17 protein-coding genes are annotated in these 18,548 nt (G+C 71.1%); 6 read left to right on the top strand and 11 right to left on the bottom strand.

Annotated features, from left to right (window positions below; translation table 11 throughout):
- Positions 1 to 234: 234 nt before the first annotated feature.
- From whiA to ACFWW9_RS24135, 7 genes are all read right to left on the bottom strand, one after another.
- Positions 235 to 1,221, bottom strand: a complete 987-nt coding sequence (gene whiA, locus ACFWW9_RS24165) for a DNA-binding protein WhiA (RefSeq protein ID WP_390382014.1) — start codon at positions 1,219 to 1,221, stop codon at positions 235 to 237.
- On the bottom strand, positions 1,212 to 2,231 hold the full coding sequence (gene yvcK / locus ACFWW9_RS24160) for a uridine diphosphate-N-acetylglucosamine-binding protein YvcK (protein ID WP_390382026.1): 1,020 nt from the start codon (positions 2,229 to 2,231) through the stop codon (positions 1,212 to 1,214). Before yvcK ends, whiA begins: the two co-directional genes overlap by 10 nt.
- An 8-nt stretch (positions 2,232 to 2,239) precedes the next feature.
- Entirely contained in the window at positions 2,240 to 3,097 is an 858-nt protein-coding gene (gene rapZ, locus ACFWW9_RS24155) for an RNase adapter RapZ (RefSeq protein WP_390382023.1), read from the bottom strand.
- 26 nt (positions 3,098 to 3,123) lie between these two features.
- The gene (uvrC, locus tag ACFWW9_RS24150; RefSeq protein ID WP_390382011.1) at positions 3,124 to 5,082 is read right to left on the bottom strand and encodes an excinuclease ABC subunit UvrC; all 1,959 of its coding nucleotides are present in this window, start codon (positions 5,080 to 5,082) and stop codon (positions 3,124 to 3,126) included.
- Positions 5,083 to 5,141: 59 nt separating this feature from the next.
- Complete coding sequence (locus ACFWW9_RS24145) at positions 5,142 to 5,585, bottom strand: Rieske (2Fe-2S) protein (protein WP_390382009.1); 444 nt, start codon at positions 5,583 to 5,585, stop codon at positions 5,142 to 5,144.
- Positions 5,586 to 5,733: 148 nt separating this feature from the next.
- Positions 5,734 to 6,132: a Rieske (2Fe-2S) protein gene (locus ACFWW9_RS24140; RefSeq protein WP_390382006.1), complete on the bottom strand. Its 399-nt coding sequence runs from the start codon at positions 6,130 to 6,132 to the stop codon at positions 5,734 to 5,736.
- 697 nt (positions 6,133 to 6,829) lie between these two features.
- Positions 6,830 to 7,324: a hypothetical protein gene (locus ACFWW9_RS24135; protein WP_390382004.1), complete on the bottom strand. Its 495-nt coding sequence runs from the start codon at positions 7,322 to 7,324 to the stop codon at positions 6,830 to 6,832.
- A gap of 345 nt (positions 7,325 to 7,669) precedes the next feature.
- On the opposite strand from ACFWW9_RS24135, the gene ACFWW9_RS24130 reads away from it, so the two are divergent.
- Positions 7,670 to 9,166 carry a helix-turn-helix domain-containing protein gene (locus ACFWW9_RS24130; RefSeq protein WP_390382001.1) on the top strand — a complete coding sequence of 499 codons (1,497 nt, stop codon included), beginning with the start codon at positions 7,670 to 7,672 and terminating at the stop codon, positions 9,164 to 9,166.
- Positions 9,167 to 9,646 (top strand): hypothetical protein, encoded by a 480-nt coding sequence (locus tag ACFWW9_RS24125; RefSeq protein ID WP_390381999.1) that lies wholly within the window; start codon positions 9,167 to 9,169, stop codon positions 9,644 to 9,646. It abuts the gene before it with no gap.
- 184 nt (positions 9,647 to 9,830) lie between these two features.
- On the opposite strand, the gene ACFWW9_RS24120 is transcribed toward ACFWW9_RS24125, so the two are convergent.
- Positions 9,831 to 10,079, bottom strand: coding sequence for a hypothetical protein (locus ACFWW9_RS24120; RefSeq protein WP_390381996.1), 249 nt, complete (start codon positions 10,077 to 10,079; stop codon positions 9,831 to 9,833).
- 447 nt (positions 10,080 to 10,526) lie between these two features.
- On the opposite strand from ACFWW9_RS24120, the gene ACFWW9_RS24115 reads away from it, so the two are divergent.
- The gene (locus ACFWW9_RS24115) at positions 10,527 to 11,441 is read left to right on the top strand and encodes a hypothetical protein (protein ID WP_390381993.1); all 915 of its coding nucleotides are present in this window, start codon (positions 10,527 to 10,529) and stop codon (positions 11,439 to 11,441) included.
- 3 nt (positions 11,442 to 11,444) lie between these two features.
- Here the strand turns inward: ACFWW9_RS24115 and paaK are convergent, their stop codons facing one another.
- Positions 11,445 to 12,761 (bottom strand): phenylacetate--CoA ligase PaaK, encoded by a 1,317-nt coding sequence (gene paaK, locus ACFWW9_RS24110; protein WP_390381990.1) that lies wholly within the window; start codon positions 12,759 to 12,761, stop codon positions 11,445 to 11,447.
- A 118-nt stretch (positions 12,762 to 12,879) separates the two neighbouring features.
- On the opposite strand from paaK, the gene ACFWW9_RS24105 reads away from it, so the two are divergent.
- The 3 genes from ACFWW9_RS24105 to ACFWW9_RS24095 are packed head-to-tail and all read left to right on the top strand — an operon-like array spanning position 12,880 to position 15,967.
- On the top strand, positions 12,880 to 13,842 hold the full coding sequence (locus ACFWW9_RS24105) for a helix-turn-helix transcriptional regulator (protein ID WP_390381987.1): 963 nt from the start codon (positions 12,880 to 12,882) through the stop codon (positions 13,840 to 13,842).
- 4 nt (positions 13,843 to 13,846) lie between these two features.
- Entirely contained in the window at positions 13,847 to 15,046 is a 1,200-nt protein-coding gene (locus ACFWW9_RS24100) for a hypothetical protein (protein ID WP_390381984.1), read from the top strand.
- 57 nt (positions 15,047 to 15,103) lie between these two features.
- Positions 15,104 to 15,967 (top strand): DMT family transporter, encoded by an 864-nt coding sequence (locus tag ACFWW9_RS24095; protein ID WP_390381981.1) that lies wholly within the window; start codon positions 15,104 to 15,106, stop codon positions 15,965 to 15,967.
- Here the strand turns inward: ACFWW9_RS24095 and ACFWW9_RS24090 are convergent.
- Together ACFWW9_RS24090 and ACFWW9_RS24085 are read right to left on the bottom strand one after the other, a co-directional pair.
- Positions 15,942 to 16,115, bottom strand: a complete 174-nt coding sequence (locus ACFWW9_RS24090; RefSeq protein ID WP_390381978.1) for a hypothetical protein — start codon at positions 16,113 to 16,115, stop codon at positions 15,942 to 15,944. The genes ACFWW9_RS24095 and ACFWW9_RS24090 overlap by 26 nt on opposite strands.
- Positions 16,112 to 18,508 carry a hypothetical protein gene (locus ACFWW9_RS24085; protein ID WP_390381975.1) on the bottom strand — a complete coding sequence of 799 codons (2,397 nt, stop codon included), beginning with the start codon at positions 18,506 to 18,508 and terminating at the stop codon, positions 16,112 to 16,114. Before ACFWW9_RS24085 ends, ACFWW9_RS24090 begins: the two co-directional genes overlap by 4 nt.
- Between the last annotated feature and the right edge of the window lie 40 nt (positions 18,509 to 18,548).

Here is an 18,548-nt window from a genome sequence, read left to right as displayed (position 1 = left end):
CACCAACTGGCTGCCAGCACCGCCGTGGTCACCAGCTGGCCCGCCGATCCCGTCGTGGCCGTCAAGCCCCGCGCCACTCTTGTCACGGTCACCAACTGGCTGCGAGCACCGCCGTGGTCACCAGCTGGCCCGCCGATCCCGTCGTGGCCGTCAAGCCCCGCGCCACTCTTGTCGCAGTCACCAACTGGCCGCCGGTCCCGTCGTCGGTCCAGTTCAAAGCCGAGCTCAGTGCTGCTAGACCTCTGCTTCGAGCATGTCGGCTGTTACCGCTGACTCCGTGTCGTCCATGCCGAGGTCCTTCGCGCGCTTGTCGGCCATGGCCAGTAGGCGCCTTATGCGTCCGGCAACAGCGTCCTTCGTCATCTGGGGTTCGGACAGTTGGCCGAGTTCTTCCAGTGAGGCTTGGCGGTGTGCCAACCTCAGTGCTCCGGCAGCTGCCAGGTGGTCCGGGGCTTCGGTGCCCAGGATTTCCAGAGCCCGCTGTACCCGTGCTGCTGCGGCTACTGCTGCCCTTGCCGAGCGGCGGAGGTTGGCGTCGTCGAAGTTCGCCAGGCGGTTTGCCGTTGCTCGGACTTCGCGGCGCATGCGGCGTTCTTCCCAGGCCAGCACGCTGTCGTGTGCGCCCAGGCGGGTCAGCATCGCGCCGATGGCGTCGCCGTCGCGGATGACCACCCGTTCCGCGCCCCGCACCTCGCGGGACTTGGAGGCGATTCCCATGCGCCTTGCCGCGCCCACCAAGGCCAAGGCCGCTTCCGGGCCGGGGCAGGTGATCTCCAGGGATGACGACCTACCTGGCTCCGTCAGGGAACCGTGGGCCAGGAAGGCTCCTCGCCAGGCTGCTTCGGCGTCGCAGACGCCTCCGGAGACGACTGGCGCGGGCAAGCCTCGTACTGGGCGGCCTCGTGGGTCGAGCAGGCCGGTTTGCCTGGCCAGGCCCTCTCCGTCCTTCACGACCCTGACCACGTACCTGGTGCCCTTGCGGAGGCCGCTGGAGGTGATCGTGAAGACCTCCGACTGGTGGCCGTAGAGCTCGTGGATCTCCCGTCGCAACCTGCGGGCCGTGGAGCCCAGGTCGACCTCCGCCTCCACCACCACCCGGCCCGCCACGATGTGCAAGCCTCCGGCGAACCGCAGCAGCGAGGACACCTCGGCACGGCGGCAGCAGGTCTTCGAGACGGCGAGCCTGCTCAGCTCGTCCTTGACCGCCGAGGTCATCGCCATGATTCCTCGCCTCCCCTGTGCTGACTACTGGTGGTGAGCGTTGTACTGGACGACCGCTGCGGGCTGTCACGTGGGCTACCCAACGCGTGGCGCAGGCTGACGGCCAGAGCAGCCGGGTCGTGGCGTTCCGGTTCGCCGTCCGCCGCGATGGGTTCCAGCAGGGCCGCAGCGCCCAGAGCAGCGGCGGCGCGGCGCAAGCGGTCCGGAACGGGCACCGAGTCGACGTCCGCGATGACCGCGTCGATCCTCAGATCCGGGGCGTGCTGCCAGAGGACGTCCAGGTGCAGCTCCGGCGAGAAGCCTTCGGTTTCGCCCGGTTGGGGGACCAAGTTCAGCACCACGACCCGGCGGGCGGACGTCGCCTCGAGCGCTTCGCGGAGCTCCGGGACGAGCAGGTGCGGCAGCACGCTGGTGAACCAGGAGCCCGGTCCGAGGAGCACCACGTCGGCTCCCAGCACCGCCTCGACGGCCTGCGGGCAGCCGCGGGCGCGTTCGCCGCCGGGGCCGCGCAGGCGGATGCGCTCGACGCGGCCGGGGGTGGTGGCGACGGCGACCTGGCCGCGGATGCGCCGCACCTGCGCCGCGTCCTCGTCCAAGCCCACCACGTCCGCCTCGATCTGCAACGGCTGCACGCTCATCGGCAGCACCCGCCCGCGAACCCCGAGCAGCTTGCACGCCTCGTCCAGCACGGCGACCGGGTCGCCCAACTGCTCCAACAGCCCGGCGAGCACCAAATTCCCGACCGCGTGGCCCGCGAGCGCGCCGGTGCCGCCGAAGCGGTGCCGGAACAGGCTCGTCCACAGCTGGCTGGACTCGTCCGTGCCCGCCAGCGCGGCCATCGCCTTGCGCAGGTCGCCGGGCGGCAGCAGACCGAGTTCGCGGCGCAGCCGACCGGACGAGCCGCCGTCGTCGGCGACCGTCACCACGGCCGTCACGTCGTCGGTGAGCTGCCGGAGCGCGGTGAGCGTCGCGTGGAGGCCGTGACCCCCGCCCAACGCCACCGCCTTCAGTGGAACCGTCACTCGCGACCCAGATCCCGGTGGACGACCTTCACGGCCATGCCGTCCTCGGTGGCCAGCCGCGAGGCCAGCTCCTCGGAGATGGCGACGCTGCGGTGCTTGCCGCCGGTGCAGCCGACCGCGAGGGTCAGGTACCGCTTGCCCTCGCGCCGGTAGCCCGCGCCGATCAGCCGCAGCAGCTCGTGGTAGCGGTCGAGGAACTCCTCGGCCCCCTCCTGGCTGAGCACGTAGTTGCGCACCTCGCCGTCCAAGCCGGTCTGCTCGCGCAGCTCCGGGATCCAGAACGGGTTCGGCAGGAACCGGACGTCCATGACCAGGTCCGAGTCCATCGGCAGGCCGTACTTGTAGCCGAACGACAGCACCGTGACGCGGGTGCGGGTCGCCGACTCGCTGCCGAACGTGTCCTCGATCTTGGCGCGCAGCTGGTGCACGGACAGCGCCGAGGTGTCCAGCACCAGGTCCGCTTCCTCGCGCAACGGCGTGAGCAGCAGCCGCTCGGACTCGATGCCGTCCGAGAGCCGCCCGTCCCCCTGCATCGGGTGGCCTCGCCGGACCGCCTCGAACCGGCGGATCAGCACGTCGTCGGTCGCCTCCAGGAACAGCACCTTCGGCTTGTAGCCGCGGGCGTCCAGGTCCTTGATGATGGCGGCCAGGTCCTCGGTGAACGCGCGGCTGCGCACGTCCATCACGACCGCGACCCTGGTGATCGCGCCGCGCGCCTGCGCGCCCAGCTCGACCATCGTCGCGATCAGCTCGGGCGGCAGGTTGTCGACCACGAACCAGCCGAGGTCCTCCAAGCACTTCGCGGCCGTGCTGCGCCCTGCTCCCGACAGGCCGGTCACGACCGCGACTTCGATGCCGGACTTCTCGCCGGCCGGTGCGTTCACGATTTCTCCCCTTCGGTGCCTGCCGCGCCGCTCCCCGTCGTCAGGGACGCGTGCACGGCCTCCGCGGTGCGCCTGCCCACGCCGGGCACCCCGCTGATCTCGTCGATGCTCGCCTCACGAAGCTTCTTCAGCGAGCCGAAGTGCTTGAGCAGCGCGGCCTTGCGGGTCTGCCCGAGACCGGGCACCTCGTCCAGCTCGGACGTGGTCATCCGCTTCGACCGCTTCTGCCGGTGGTACGCGATCGCGAACCGGTGCGCCTCGTCGCGCACGCGTTGCAGCAGGTAGAGGGCCTCGCTGGCGCGGGGCAGGATCACCGGGTCGACCTCGCCCGGCACCCACACCTCCTCCAGGCGCTTGGCCAGGCCCACGACGGCGACGTCGGTGATGCCCAGCTCGGCCAGCACGTCCGAGGCGGCCTGCGCCTGCGGGCCCGCGCCGTCGACCACCAGCAGGTTCGGCGCGTAGGAGAACCGGCGCGGCTTGCCCGTCTCCGGGTCGATGCCCGGCACCTGGCCGGGCACGTCGTTCGCCGTCTCCTTCAGGTACGCCTGGAACCGGCGGCGCACGACCTCCGCGATCGAGGCCACGTCGCCCTCGTCCGCTGCCTCCCGGATCGCGAACCGGCGGTACTCGGACTTGCGCGCCAGCCCGTCCTCGAACACCACGAGCGAGGCCACGACGTCCGTGCCCTGCACGTGGCTGATGTCCGTGCACTCGATGCGCAGCGGGGCCGTGTCGAGCCCGAGCAGCTCCTGGAGCTCCTGCAACGCCGCCGACCGGGCCGTCAGGTCGCCCGCGCGCTTGAGCTTGTGCAGCTGGAACTGCTCCACGGCGTTGCGCGCGACCGTCTCCATCAGCGCCCGCTTGTCGCCGCGCTGCGGGACCCGGATCTGCACCTTGCTGCCGCGCAGGTCGGTCAGCCAGCGTTCGAGGACCTCGGCGTCGCCCGGCAGCTCCGGCACGAGCACCTCGCGCGGCACGGCCATCGCGACCACGCCGGTCGACTCCGCGCCCTCGACCTGCTCGCCGTAGAACTGGGTGACGAACTGGTCGACGAGCCCGGCGACGTCGACCTCCTCGACCTTGTCCACGACCCACCCGCGCTGGCCGCGGACCCGGCCGCCGCGCACGTGGAAGACCTGGACGGAGGCCTCCAGCTCGTCCTGCGCGAACGCCACGACGTCCGCGTCCGTGCCGTCGCCGAGCACCACGGCCTGCTTCTCCAGCGCCCGGCGCAGCGCGCCGAGGTCGTCGCGCAGGCGGGCGGCGCGCTCGAACTCCAGCTCCTCGGAGGCGGCCAGCATCTCCTTCTCGACGCGGCGGACCATCGCGTCCGTCTTGCCCGCGAGGAAGTCGCAGAAGTCGTCCACGATGTCGCGGTGCTCGTCCGCGCTGACCCGGCCGACGCACGGGGCGGAGCACTTGTCGATGTAGCCGAGCAGGCAGGGGCGGCCCATCTGGTTGTGCCGCTTGAACACGCCCGCCGAGCAGGTGCGCGCGGGGAACACCCGCAGCAGCAGGTCCAGCGTCTCGCGGATCGCCCACGCGTGCGCGTACGGGCCGAAGTAGCGGACGCCCTTGCGGCGGGGGCCGCGGTACACGTGCAGGCGGGGGTACTGCTCGTTCAGGGTGACCGCGAGGACCGGGTAGGACTTGTCGTCCCGGTACCGGACGTTGAACCTCGGGTCGAACTCCTTGATCCAGTTGTACTCCAGCTGGAGGGCCTCGACCTCGGTGCTGACGATCGTCCACTCGACACTGGCGGCGGTCGTCACCATCTGCCGGGTGCGGTCGTGCAGCCCGGCGAGGTCGGCGAAGTACGAGTTCAGCCGGGAGCGGAGGCTTTTTGCCTTGCCCACGTACACCACACGGCCGCCGGCGTCGCGGAACTTGTAGACGCCGGGAGCTTCCGGGATGGTGCCGGGCGAGGGGCGATAGGTCGACGGGTCGGCCACGGGACAAGCCTACGTGCGGCCACCGACAGTTCTGCGCGTGGCCGACCCCTGGCCACCTCTCAGGCCATGACGACCTGGCCGGCGTCGACCTTGACCGGCACCTCGGTGAGGCCCTTGGTCGCCGGGCCCTTCTTCAGGGAGCCGTCGGTGGCGCCGAACTGGCTGCCGTGGTTCGGGCAGGTGATGATCCCGCCCTTGGGCGCGCCGACCGTCGTGCCCTGGTGCGGGCAGGCCGCGCCGAACGCCTTGACGACGTCACCGGTCCGGGTGAGCACGAGCGGCTTGCCACCGGACTCGACGATCAACCCGCCGCCGTCCGGCACGTCGGCCAGCGCGGCGAGCCCGGCGGCGCCCGCGCTACCGGTGCTGCCACCGGTGGTGGCCGCGCCGGTGTTCCCGGTGTTCCCCGTGTTCCCGGTGCCCGTGCTGGGGTTGCTGGTGGTCGTGCTGCACGCGGCCAACCCGCCGGGCACGACCATCGCCACCGCCAGCCCGCACAGCATCGACCTGCGGGAAGTCAGTGGACCTGCGTTCTCGGCCAAGGAAGTCAAACCGATCCTCCGCGTAGTGGTGGGTGGTGGTTCGGGTACACCGAACAATTACGCGTTTGGTGGATCAAGGGTTCACCGGAACGGCAGATTCAGCGACTCTTCAGGCGAGCAGTACGTCCTTCTGGGTGACGGTCACGGCGATCTCGGTCAGCCCCTTGGGCGCTGGACCAGTGCGGACGGCCCCGGTGGCGGGGTCGAACCCGCTCTTGTGGGTCGGACAGGTGATTTCGCCGGCGGTGGGTGGGTTCACGGTCGTCCCCTGGTGCGGACAGGCCGGGTTGAACGCCTTCACGACACCGGCGGTGGGCTGGGTGAGGAGCAACTGCCCGTTGCCGGGGGTGTCGACGAGGACACCACCACCGACCGGCACGTCCGCGAGGCCGGCGAGGCGGTCGCCGGACTTGGCGGAGCCGGGACCGGGGATCTTCTTGCCGGTGGAGGTGGCACACCCGGCAACGGACAGCGCGGCCAGCCCGCACAGGAGGGTTCGGCGATTCACGAAGAACAGTCTGCCCCCGCCCCTGTGGCACCCCTGTTCGGTGGGAGGCCCAGTCCGGGCACGGCCACGGCTGGACGGGCAGGCGGCACCTGAGCGGCGCGATGGTTGACGACCAGCGGCCCGACACATCGGCGAAGCGGCCGATGGCTGAGCCCCTGCGATCGGCGAGGCGGCGATCGCAGGGTGCGGCAGCGACTGGGTGTGGCAGCAACTCTGCTTGGGCCCGGCCTACCAGGCGGGCCAGCGTCCAAGCGGGCTGGCGTCCAAGCGAGCCGGTGGCTTTCCCACGCGGACCCACTCTGCCGACCACCATCTAACCCAGTCCTCGGCCTGCACCCCGATCCGAAGCGCCTTCGCACCTCGTTTTCTTTGTCAAGGCATCTTTCCCGCCTTGACAAAGAAAACGAGGTGTTGAAATAATTGCGCGAGCGGGGTTAGGCCCCCAAAAACCCCAACACCCCGAACCCCAGACCCAAGAACCCCCACAACGAGCCGAGCACCTGGCCGCGGTGGTAACCGTAACCAGGTGCGTCGCGTAGCCGCCCTCCCTCCCCCTCGACGTTCCTGCCGAGGCGGCGCGAGGCCCCGTCTCCCCTGCTCGATCCCCGAGACCAGGCGAAAACGCACCCGTCAAACCCCGACGGGCGTTCCGACGTGGGCGCCGTGGGGACGCCCACCGGAAATCAGCGTCGAAAACTCAGCGGTCGTTCGCGGCAGCGCTCCGCGCGAGGGCCAGCACCGCCGTGAACGGCGGGAACCAGTGCCTGCTGTGTGACGGCGGGTTCGCCCAGCGGAGGGACCCGTACCGGGTCATCGTCGGCGGCAGGGCGATGCGCTGCGGGGACCTGACGAACTGCACCTCCGGCGGGGCCTTGAGGTGGGTCGGCAGCAGGGCGACCAGTTCGGCCAGGAAGATCCAGTGCTCGCGCGGGCCGGGGATGACGGTGACCGGGCCCGCGAGCATGCGCGCTTTGAGGTCTGCGAGTACCCGCGACCCGATTCTGGCGGGCATGGCGAGTGCGGTGGTCGAGGGACCGAGTGGGAGGAAGACGCCCTGTTCGGTGACGGAGACCCGCCACCCCAGGAGCCGGTACCCGGCGATCGCCTCGCCCAGTAACTGCTCGTGCGCTCGGCTGTGGGGCACGCCCGGCCGCTTGGCGGTCTCGGGGGTGGTTGCGGCGGTGAGGCTCATGGGTGGTCGTCCTCCCTGGTCGGGTGGTCGCACTCCGGCACGTGCTGGCGTCCTCCGGCACGGGGATCAGGCCCGTTGCCGGTGATGGGAGCAGAGTGCTGGTCTTCGGGCGGCCGCACCACACGCCCGGCGGGTGGGGCTCATGCACCGGATGCATCACCCGCATCCACCACACGGCGTCACCAGGGGACGAATCCGACGCCGACCGCGACTTATGCACGAAATGCATGGACTCCTGATCACCGCGGCATACACTTGTGTGCACGCTCAGTGACGGGAGCGAAGGCCATGGCACAGACCAGCCCAAGGGCATCCAGTTCCAGGCGCGCATGCCCGTGCGGGGCGTTGATCGCCGCCGACAACTCCGATCGGCTGTGCCACCGGTGCAGGCGCAACGCGCGGGCCGACGTGTTCGGGCCGCCCGAGTCGCCCACCGAGTTCTGGGACCACCTGGCCATCGCCGGTGCGCTGGCCGAGCGGGACATGGGCGCGGTCCTCGCCGCGTACCGCCACCACCCGCAGCACGTCAGCCGGGTCACCCAGGACCGCATGGCCTCGTGGCTGGGCATCAGCCAAGCGCAACTGTCCCGGTACGAGAGCGGGGAGAACCCGATCGACCGGATGGACCGACTGCGCCACTTCGCGCAGGTGTTGGGCATCCCCGGTGACCGGCTGTGGTTCGACCGGGCCGGCATCCAGAGCCAGGCGGGACCGGAAACGGTGACCCCGCCCGATGTGCTCGGCGCGGCGTGGGACGCGTCGAGCATTGCCCGATCGGTCGAGGAGACGGCGAGGAACGACTTGGCGATCAGCAGACGAGCGGCGCTCGCGGGAGCGGCCGCTGTGGCAGTGGGTCCCGCACTGGTCGAGCCGCTTCAGCGGTGGCTACACCCGTTGCAGTCGATGTCGAGGTGGTCGTCGAGTTCGGCGATCAGCGAGGAGGAACTGGCGGCGCTCCAGCGCGTCGCGGACGGGCTGCGCGGATGGGGCGGGCGCGGCGGCTTCGGGTTGGCCCGGAAGGCGGTGCTCGGCCAGTTGGACGAACTGGCCGAGAGACTGTCGCGCGCACCGGCGGGCCCGACGACGGAGCGGGCCTTCTTCATCGGTGCGGAACTGTCCAAGGTGGCGGCGAGCATGTCGTGGGACGCGGGGCTGCACGACGCCGCCCAGCGCTACTACGTGCTCGGCGTCCGCATGGCGAAGGCGGGCCGCAACGACCCGTTCGCCGCGTTGTGCCTGGCCGCGATGGCCCGGCAGATGTTCGACCTCGGGCGTCCCGAGGACGGGCTGGAGCTCGTGCAGCTCGCCCAGTACGGCACCCGGCGCACGGCGACGCCGACCCTGCAGGCGCTCCTGCTGACCAGGGAGGCGTGGGCGTACGCGCAGATGGGCCAGGTGCGCGAGTTCGACCGGGTGGTCGGGCTGGCGCAGGACAGCTTCGCGCGGCGGGAGGCCGACGCGGAGCCGTGGTGGCTGCACAGCTTCGACGAGGCCGAGCTGGAGGGCGTCATCGGGGCGCGGACGAGGGACCTGGCGGGGCACGACCCCCGGCAGGCGCCGTCGGCCGAGCTGCACATCCGGCGGGCGCTCGACCTGCGCGACCCGTCACGGGTCCGCAACCGGGCGTTCGACGTGATCGGGTTGGCGCGCACGAAGATGGTCGCGGGCGAGCCGGAGGAGGCCTGCGACCTGATCAGCGACGTCCTGCCGACCGTGGAACGCATCTCGTCGGGTCGGGTGCTGCGCAAGTTGCAGGACTTCTCGAAGGAATCGGAGAGGCACCGGAACCTGCCCGGTGTCCAGGACACGCGCGACGCGATCCGCGCCATGCGGACGGCCTGAATGCGGATAGGCATCACCGGGCACACGAATCTGGTGCCGGAGTGCGTGGACGCCGTGCACGCGGCGATCCGCGAGGTGCTCGTGGAAGAGGCGGGCGGGTCATCCCTTGTCGGGGTGACCTGCCTGGCCCCCGGCGCGGACCAGCTGTTCGCGCGGGTGGTCCTGGAACTCGGGGGGAAGGTCGAGGTCGTGCTGCCCGCGATGGACTACCGGGCGAAGCTGAAACCGTCGAAGGTGGCGGCCTACGACGAGCTGATCGCCAAGGCGGACGTGGTGAGCGTGCTGCCGTTCATGCTGTCGGGGCGGCAGGCGTACGTGGCGGCGAACGAGCGGATGCTGGCGAGCGTGGAACTGCTGGTGGCGGTGTGGGACGGCCAGCCTGCCGGGGGGAAGGGCGGGACGGGCGACGTCGTCGAGCACGCACGGGCTTCGGGGGTTCCGGTGGTCGTGGTGTGGCCGGAGTCGGCTCGGCGGGAGTGACTCGTCCTCGGAAGACGTCCGTGGTGCCCGCAGTTCACCACGAGCAGGACCACGGCCGGCGGCAAGGCACTCGCCATGGTCGAGGATCGAGCAAACAGCGCGCGGTCGACGACACCCGGCAGGTGAGCCGGATTCCATCGACCGCACGTCAGCGCTGTTCCAGCCGGGATGGCGGACGAGATCCTCAGGGCCCCATCGACTCGAGAATCAAGCCAAAGGCGGAATCAATCTCCTGACCTGCGGCAAGGTGCAAATGCGTGCCAGGGCTGACATCTTCTTGCGCAAGGGTCAGCAAATGACGAGCCAGGGAGATCAGGCCAGCGCGATTCCCCCGAAGCACGACCTCGGATTCGACCACCTCAAGAGCTATCTCAAATCCGAAGTCCCACTCGTATTGCAATCCTTCATTCGGACCACGCTCTGGGATGTTCATTTCACACAGCAACCAGACAGCGGGACAGCCGAGGCGGAATATCTGGATGGGCGCAGGCCAAAGCCTCGCGCCGCAAAGCGACGGGTGTGCAACAAGCCCCCCCCCCATGACATGCGCACGCCCCCGACGACGCGCGGCCCCAATGTGCCAGCAGAGCATGGCTGCCCCACGCCGTTTCACCTAGAGACCAAGTAGGTGACACTGAGCACACCCCACGCTACGGCCGGTAGTTTTGTGCTGAGGTCCGCTGCCTGACAGGTCGAGTCTTGGGGCAATACGCCGGAACGCTTGCCAACCGCTCGGACTCGGTGGGCGATGACGAGGTTGCGGTCGGGGCGTTCGGCCGAACGAGTGCGGCCGGGTCGGGTGGGGAACGCGGGGAGGCTTGGGGGCGTCGGACCGGGGCGCAGGGGGTGCTGCGGGTGGTTCGAGGCAGGGGGAACTGTGGTGGAGACGTCGTTCTTAGTGCGGGTTGTCGCCGGTGTCGCGGTCGGGCTGGTGGTGGTCGCCGGGTGTTCCGGTGGTGCTGATCCGGTTGTCGCCACGACCGCCACCACGTCCAGTTCTCCTTCACCGCTCGCGTCCGCCGACTACCAGGCCGCGTTGACGAAGTTCGACGAGGCCGTGCGGGTGGGGTTGGACAAGGCTCATGCGGCGGGGTCGAACGCGGATTTCGGGACCGCGCAGCAGGAGTTGGTCGTGGTGCTGGACAAGCAGACGACCGCGTTGCGGGCGTTGGTGCCGCCGACGGTCGTCGCGGCCGCGCACACGAGCATGACGTCGGGGCTGGTCGTCGCGTCGACCGGGGTGCGGGGTGTGTCGCTGGCGGCTGAGGTGCCGAACAGCTGCGGTATCACCGTGCCCGCGTTGCCGGACGCCAAGAAGGCGGTCGACCAGCAGTTGCGGGACCTCGGTCAGGTCTACCTCACGCCGTTGACCGCGGCCGGGTTCCAGGTCGGGTCGTTCGTGCCGCCGCCCGCGCCCGCCGAGGTGCTGGAGGAGCGCCGCGCGGACAACGGCCAGGTCGTGCTGCGCAACGGCGGACAGGGGCCGGGGACGTTGGACATCACCAACGGCTCGGCCGGTGACGTCGCGGTGTCCGTGGTGTCGGGCGATCCGTCGAACCCGCAGCTCATGGTGTACGTGCAGGGCAGCTCGTCCACGTCGGTCGGCGGCATCTCCGGCGACTACGAGGTGTACTTCAAGTCCGGCACGGACTGGGACGCCGGGCGCAACGGGTTCACCAGGGACTGCTCGTACCAGAAGTTCGACGACCTGTTCACCGGCGACTCGGACTGGAGCATCGACCTCCAGGCCACCCCGGCGGGCAACGCGTCCACGAGCGACGTCCCGGCGTTCTGACCGCTACCCGCGCTGGTCGATCACCCGGCGCATCTTGCCCGCCGAGCGTTCCAGGGTGTCCGGGTCGACGACGTCCACGTCGACCGTCACGCCGACGCCGTCCTTGACCCTGGCGCGGATCTCGGCGGCCGCCGAGGAGCGGCCGTCCGGGGTGGTGGCGGGGCGGGCTTCGATCAGGACGGTGAGGTTGTCCAGGCGTTCCTTGCGGGTCAACAGGATCTGGAAGTGCGGCGCCACCCCGGCGACCCGGAGGACGATCTCCTCGATCTGGGTGGGGAACACGTTCACGCCCCGGAGGATGATCATGTCGTCCGTGCGGCCGGTGACCTTCTCCATGCGGCGGAACGCCGGGCGAGCCGTGCCCGGCAGCAGCCGCGTGAGGTCGCGGGTGCGGTAGCGGATGATCGGCAGCGCCTCCTTGGTCAGCGAGGTGAACAGGAGTTCGCCCTCCTCGCCGTCCGGCCGCGGTTCCGCCGTGTCGGGGTCGACCACCTCGGGGAGGAAGTGGTCCTCCCACACGTGCAGGCCGTCCTTGGTCTCCACGCACTCCTGCGCCACGCCGGGGCCCATGACCTCGGACAGGCCGTAGATGTCGACGGCGTCCAGGTCCGCGCGTTCCTCGATCTCCAGGCGCATCTGCTCGGTCCACGGCTCCGCGCCGAAGATGCCCGTCCGCAACGAGCTGGTGCGGGGGTCGATGCCCTGGCGCTCGAACTCGTCCAGCAGCGTGAGCATGTACGACGGGGTGACCATGATGACCTCGGGCCGGAAGTCGGTGATGATCTGCACCTGGCGCGCGGTCATGCCACCGGAGGCCGGGATGACCGTCGCCCCCAGCTTCTCCACGCCGTAGTGCGCGCCCAGCCCGCCGGTGAACAGGCCGTAGCCGTAGGCGACGTGGATCTTGTGGCCCGGCCGTCCGCCCGCCGCGTAGATCGACCTCGCCATGACGGTGGCCCACGTGTCGATGTCGCGTTCGGTGTAGCCGACCACGGTGGGCTTGCCGGTGGTGCCGCTGGAGGCGTGGATGCGGCGGACGTCCGCCTGCGGGACGGCGAACATGCCGAACGGGTAGTTGTCGCGCAGGTCGTGCTTGGTGGTGACGGGGAACTTGGCGAGGTCCGCCAGGTCCCGGCAGTCGTCGGGATGGACGCCCGCGGCGTCGAACTTGGCCTGGTAGAACGGGACGTTCGCGTAGGCGTGGCGCAGTGTCCACTGGAGTCGTTCGAGCTGCACCGCCCGCAGTTCGTCCACGCCGAGTCGTTCGACGGCGGTCAGGTCGGCAGGCGCGGGAGTCGCGCCTCGTCGTTCGGTGGACACGTGGTCGCCTCTCCCGCGAGCTTTACCGACCGACTGGACGGTAATTAGCGGGCGGGCCGAGGTCAAGCGCGACCATCGCGGACAACAGGTGTCCGCTATCGGTGGAAGACTCGGTCCCATGCTGGAGACCTCGGCTCGACTGCTGCGACTGCTGTCGCTGCTGCAGGTGCGGCGGGACTGGACCGGGGCGGACCTCGCGGGCCGTCTCGGGGTGGACGTGCGCACGGTGCGGCGCGACGTGGACAAGCTGCGCAGCCTCGGGTACCCGGTCAACGCCACGTCCGGGGTGACCGGCGGCTACCAGCTGGGCGCGGGCGCGGAGCTGCCGCCGCTGCTGCTGGACGACGACGAGGCCGTGGCGGTCGCGGTGGGGCTGCGGACCGCCGCCAACGGCACGGTCGCCGGGATCGAGGAGACCTCGGTGCGGGCGTTGACGAAGCTGGAGCAGGTGCTGCCGTCACGGCTGCGGCGGCGGGTCAGCGCGTTGACCGCGCACACGGCCACGCTGGCCCCGTTCGGGCCGACGGTCGACGCGGAGACGTTGACGACCATCGCGGGCGCGAGCCGCGACCGCCAGGCCCTCCGCTTCCGGTACCAGGCCCGCGACGCCGAGCCGACGCCGCGCCACGTCGAGCCGCACGGCATGGTCCACACGGGACGCCGCTGGTACCTCGTGGCGTGGGACCTCGACCGCGCCGACTGGCGGACGTTCCGCCTCGACCGCATCGACGGCGAGCCCGCGCTCGCGGCCCGCTTCACCCCGCGCGAACCACCGCACGAGGACCTCGCCGTGTACATCTCGCGGCAGGTGACCAGCATCGTGTACCGGCACCAGGCCCGGCTGGTCATGCACGCGCCGCTGGCCGTGGTGCAGGAGCAGACCTCGCCGACGTCGGTCACCCTGGAGGCGATCGACGACCACACGTGCCTGATGACCACGGGAGCCGAACGCCTGGACGTGCTCGCGATCCACCTCGCCGTGATGGGCTTCGACTTCGACGTCCTCGACCCGCCCGAACTGCGCGACCACCTGCGGACGCTCGGAACCCGGTTGACCAGGGCGGCCGGTCCAGCAGACTGACACCGTGGAGATCAACGCCTGCGGCCACGTCGCCCTGCCGAGCCCGATCCGGATGTGCCCGAACCTCGTCGGCACGGAGGACAAGCCGTTCGTCGCGCTGCTCACCGGGGTCGGCGTCGAGTACGACGTCTGCTGCGGCGAGTGCGATCCCCCGGCGGAATTGCAGACCGTGTGCGAGGGCTGCGTCGAGCGCGTGACCATCGGTCTCTTCGAACTCACCGCGTGGCGCGGGGAACCCGAGATCCGACGACGCCCGGAGCCGGTCGACACCGCTGTGCGCCGCACACCGCTCGGCCTGTCCCCGATCGACTTCGCTCCGCTGCCCGACGGCCGCTGGCTCCTGCTGCTCGACTCCCCCTACCGCCTGGTCCCCTTCGACCCGACCGACGGCTCCAAGGGGCAGGCGATCGACGTCCCGTTGGCCGCCGAGGAGGCCACGAAGTCGTCTTGGGGCACGGTCGGGGCGGCGCTGCACGTCTCCCCCGACGGCCGGTTCGCCGTGGTCGCGCACGACCACGGCAACACGGGTGCGGCGGTGGACCTGGAGACCGGCGAGGTCACGGTGGAGTTCCACCGGCACAAGTACCACAACAACACCACGCGCTACCCGATCGCGTTCGCCGCTCTGGACGGCCGTCAGGTCCTCTGCCACGCCACGTCGTGGAGCGAGGTGGCCTGGGTGGACCCGGCGACCGGCGAGCCGCACGGGACGACCCAGCCGAGCGAGCAGATCTTCCACGGCAGGCTCGCGGTGTCACCTACCGGCCGCTGGATCGCCGCCGACGGCTGGGTCTGGTCGCCGGTGGGCAGGCCCGCGGTCTGGGACCTGCGCGACCTGTCCGACACCAAGCTCCTGTGCCAGCGCTGGTACTACTGGGGCAAGGGCATGTGCTGGGTCGGCGACGACCTGCTCGCCCTGTCCGGCATCGGCCCGGACGACGAGATCATGCTCGACGGCGTCCGGGTCTTCGACGCCGTGAGCGGCAACGAGGTCACCGCGTTCGCCGGGCCGCGCGGCACGTTCTTCGCCGACGACCGCCGCCTCTACTCCGTCACCGAGGAGGGCGTGGAGATCTGGGACCCGGCCACCGGGGACCACACCGGCAGCGTTCCCGGATTCGTGCCCACAAGGCAACGCGACGGCGAGTTGGCGGCAGTGGTCGACGGCGTCCTGATCACCTGGAAAACCATTAGCAAGTCTTAAAGATCATCGACAAACCTTCAGTTGTGCTGAAGCGTTCGGCCCGGCACCGTCATCCCCATGTCCACCGCTTCCTGGATCCGAATGGTGGTGCTGGCCCTGCTCTGGGGGTCGGGCTTCCTGTGGATCAAGCTGTCCCTCACCGGCTTCTCCCCCGTGCACCTGACGGTGATCCGCTGCGCCCTGGGCGCGCTCGTCCTGCTCGCGTTGGCGCGCGGACAGCGGTTTCCGCGCGACCGGACGACGTGGCGGCACCTGGTGGTCGCGGCGTTCTTCTGCAACGCGCTGCCGTTCGCCCTCTTCGCGATCGGCGAGCAGACCGTGGACTCCGGGGTGGCGGGCGTGCTGAACGCGACCACTCCCCTGTGGGCGCTGCTGATCGGCGCCAAGGACGGCCTGCGTCCGATCCGCGTGGCTGGGCTGCTGGTCGGGTTCGCCGGGGTGCTGCTGATCTTCGCACCGTGGCGGACCGCGGGGCTCGTGAGTTGGGGCGCGGTGGCGATCCTGGGGGCCGCGGCGAGCTACGCGGTCGCGTTCGCCTACATGGGGCGGCACCTGGTCGGGCGGAGCGGGCCGATGGCGATCTCGGCCGCGCAGATGCTGGCCGCCACGGGCTTGAGCGCGCTGGCCCTTCCGCTCGGCGGACCGGATCCCGGTCCCACGGTGACGGCCGTGGTGGCCGTCGTCGTCCTCGGGGTGTGCGGGACCGGGATGACGTTCTTCCTGAACTTCCGGATCATCGCGGACGAGGGCGCGACCAGCGCCGCGACGGTCGGCTACCTGCTGCCGGTCGTGTCGGTGGCGCTGGGCGCGGCCGTGCTGGGCGAGGAGCTGGGCGCGCGGATCGTGGCGGGCATGGTGGTCGTGCTCGTCGGGGTCGCGCTGGCCCAATCCCGCGTCAGAGCGGCGGTCGGTACTGGATGAAGCCCTCGTTCACCGCGCGAACAGGCGCTCGGCGGCCTGGAACTCGTCCCACGACCGGTCGCGAGGTGCGGCCGTAGGAGGTGTGCGCGCGGAACAGGGACTCCCACTCCTCGCGGTCCTCCGGGGACGGCGGTCCGGTCGTGATCACGCGTTGGACAGCGACCGGAGTGCGACGGCGGCCCGTTCGAGCTGGGTCAGGACGCCCGGTCGCATCTGGGCGAGTTGGCGTTCGGTGCGCGAGTCCGCGACCTCCTGGAGCAGCACCTGGGTCGGCGCGGAGCCGTCCGACTCGGACACGGCGAGCACCTTGAACGCCGTGGCGGGCGCGAACAGGACGCGTTCGTTCACGACGCCGGCGCGGCGGTCCACGACCTCCACGCGGCGGCCGCTGAGCGACCAGACCAGGTACTCCACGCCGCCGTCGAACGACTCCTGCGGGTTGGCGTGCGTGTTGAGGACGCCGTGCTCCACCAGCACGTCGCCGGTGCGGTAGCGGTTGGCCGCGTTGGTCGGCGCGAGGCTCCAGCACGTCGTGATGCCCTGGTGCAGCGGCAGCCTCCGCAGGCCCGCGACGATGGCCGCCACGTAGGGACGGAGCCTGCCGAGGGACCCCTTGCGCAGGGTCTCGACGATCATCTCCTCGTCCTGGCCGACGAACGCCGACAGCGCCGCCAGCTCGGTCACGAGGGTCTCGACCGGCACGGTGTCGACGAGCGGGCCGGAGCGCTGGGCGAGCAGCCTGCCGACGGCGGTCGCGTACGACGGGTAGCGCTCGCCGAGGATCCGGCGGACGGCGTCGCGTTCCAGGTCCGTGGTGCGGTGGTCGGCGGAGACGGTCTCGCGCTCGTTGTGGAGCTCCTCGCCCCACTTGGAGTTCTTCGGCTCCCACGCGGGCGACGGCGGGGTCGGCACCGGGCCCTCGATGCGCAGCGGGATCTCGGTGTCGTCGACGTCCTCGTGCCGCCCGCCCGACTCCTCGACCGACGCGGTGGCGGTGACCTGGACCGGCACCTCCACCGGCGGCTGGACGTGCACCGGCTTCGGGGGTTCGGGGGGAGTCGGTCGGACGGTCACGACGGTAGGCGGCTCCGGGTTGAGCGCGCTCGTCACGACGGTCGCGGGCTCGGGGGCCAGCGCGTGCGCCGCGGGCCGGGGGGCCTCCTCCGGCTCGGAGAACACCGGCGTCGGCTTGGTGCGCTCCTCCTCGACGGCCGTGGGCCACGGGATGTCGGTCTCGGTGGCGTCGCAGAACACCAGCCGCAGCAGCTTGCGCACCTCGGGTTCGAGGCGTTCCACCAGTGCCGCGCCCGCGACGGCGACCGCGCCGGGCGTCGCCCGACCGGGCGTGCCCACGGTGAGCCGCGCCCACTCCGGGTCGACCGGCAGCGCGCGCACGTCGGCCCCACCGGCGGCGGTGGCCTCGCGGACCCACAGCCCGGACGCCACGACCTCCAGCACCACGCCGTCGCCGAGCCCGAACACGCCGGGCGACAGCTCGGCCAGCCCCGGCACGGGGTTGCGGTAGCCGGAGACCTCGTTCTCGTCCTTGAGCACGCGCGGGATGCAGCGCATCTCGGTGACGAACGGGTGCCACGTCGGCTTGCCGCGCCGGTCGACCGCGACCACGACGGCCCCGCCGCCCTCGCGCAGGTTCGACACGGGCAGGCCGGTGTAGAAGTTGATCGGCTCGCCGAGCTGCTCGGCCACGTCCTGCGCCTGCTCGGCGCCCGCCTCGATGTCGTACTGCACCAGCCGCACGCGGCTGCGCGCCGCGGACGACAGGGCGTTGAGCAGCTTGCAGATCTCCTCGGTCGGGATCGACGGCTGGCCGGGACCGCCGATCACGATCGTCAGCACGTTCTCGCGGCACGGCAGCGCCACGATGGCGCGCGCGTCCTGCGAGTTCGGGTCGAACGGCACGCTCTGCGCGCGCAGCCACAGGCCCGCGGGGATGGGCTCGGCGATGCCGACGTCGCCGGTCGGCCACGCCGAGTTCGGGTCCATGGCCTCCCACGCGGGCACCGGGAACCGGCGGCCGAACGGCGTCGGGGACGCACCGGGGAGGAACCGCAGCCAACTGCCGTAGCCGGTCGAGCCGGTGACGAAGGCCGCGCCGGGAACGGTCGTGAGGGCGCCGTCGGGGGCGATGACCTCGGCCTGGAGCTGCGCCGCGAGCCACTGCGCCGGAGCGGTGGGCCGCATGCTGCCCGCGAACGACACCGCGAGCCGGATGCCGCCACGACCGCGCAGGGCGTTCGCCGCGGACTGCCAGAACGTGCTCTCGCCACCCGGCGGGAAGTCGATGACCACCACGGTGCGGCCGCGGTCGGCGGGCAGGGAGCGCGCGAGTGTCAGCGCGGCCTGGCTCGCGCCCTCCGGCGGCCCCACCACGAGTGTGGCGCCCGCGAAGACCACGGAGGCGTTGGCCGCGGGCGCGGGCTCCACCTGCTCGGGTTCGGGGCGTCGTACTTCCTGCTGCTGCTCCACCGGTGCCACCTGTTCCACCACTACCTGCTGCTGCACCGCAGGCTCAACCTGCACCGCAGAGTCCCTACGCACGCCCCGCCGACCCCTCAACCGT

It is taken from the genome of Umezawaea sp. NPDC059074, from assembly GCF_042738955.1.
Taxonomy (GTDB): Bacteria; Actinomycetota; Actinomycetes; order Mycobacteriales; family Pseudonocardiaceae; genus Umezawaea.
The sequence above is the reverse complement of the archived record's forward strand: the minus strand, read 5'-3'. Positions and strand labels throughout refer to the sequence as shown.

Excerpts from the sequence above, each read along its gene's own strand:
- whiA (WP_390382014.1), bottom strand. The coding sequence starts at position 1,221 with ATGGCGATGACCTCGGCGGTCAAGGACGAGCTGAGCAGGCTCGCCGTC.
- ACFWW9_RS24145 (WP_390382009.1), bottom strand. The coding sequence starts at position 5,585 with ATGCTGTGCGGGCTGGCGGTGGCGATGGTCGTGCCCGGCGGGTTGGCC.
- ACFWW9_RS24135 (WP_390382004.1), bottom strand. The coding sequence starts at position 7,324 with ATGAGCCTCACCGCCGCAACCACCCCCGAGACCGCCAAGCGGCCGGGC.
- ACFWW9_RS24125 (WP_390381999.1), top strand. The coding sequence starts at position 9,167 with ATGCGGATAGGCATCACCGGGCACACGAATCTGGTGCCGGAGTGCGTG.
- ACFWW9_RS24120 (WP_390381996.1), bottom strand. The coding sequence starts at position 10,079 with ATGAACATCCCAGAGCGTGGTCCGAATGAAGGATTGCAATACGAGTGG.
- ACFWW9_RS24105 (WP_390381987.1), top strand. The coding sequence starts at position 12,880 with ATGCTGGAGACCTCGGCTCGACTGCTGCGACTGCTGTCGCTGCTGCAG.
- ACFWW9_RS24095 (WP_390381981.1), top strand. The coding sequence starts at position 15,104 with ATGTCCACCGCTTCCTGGATCCGAATGGTGGTGCTGGCCCTGCTCTGG.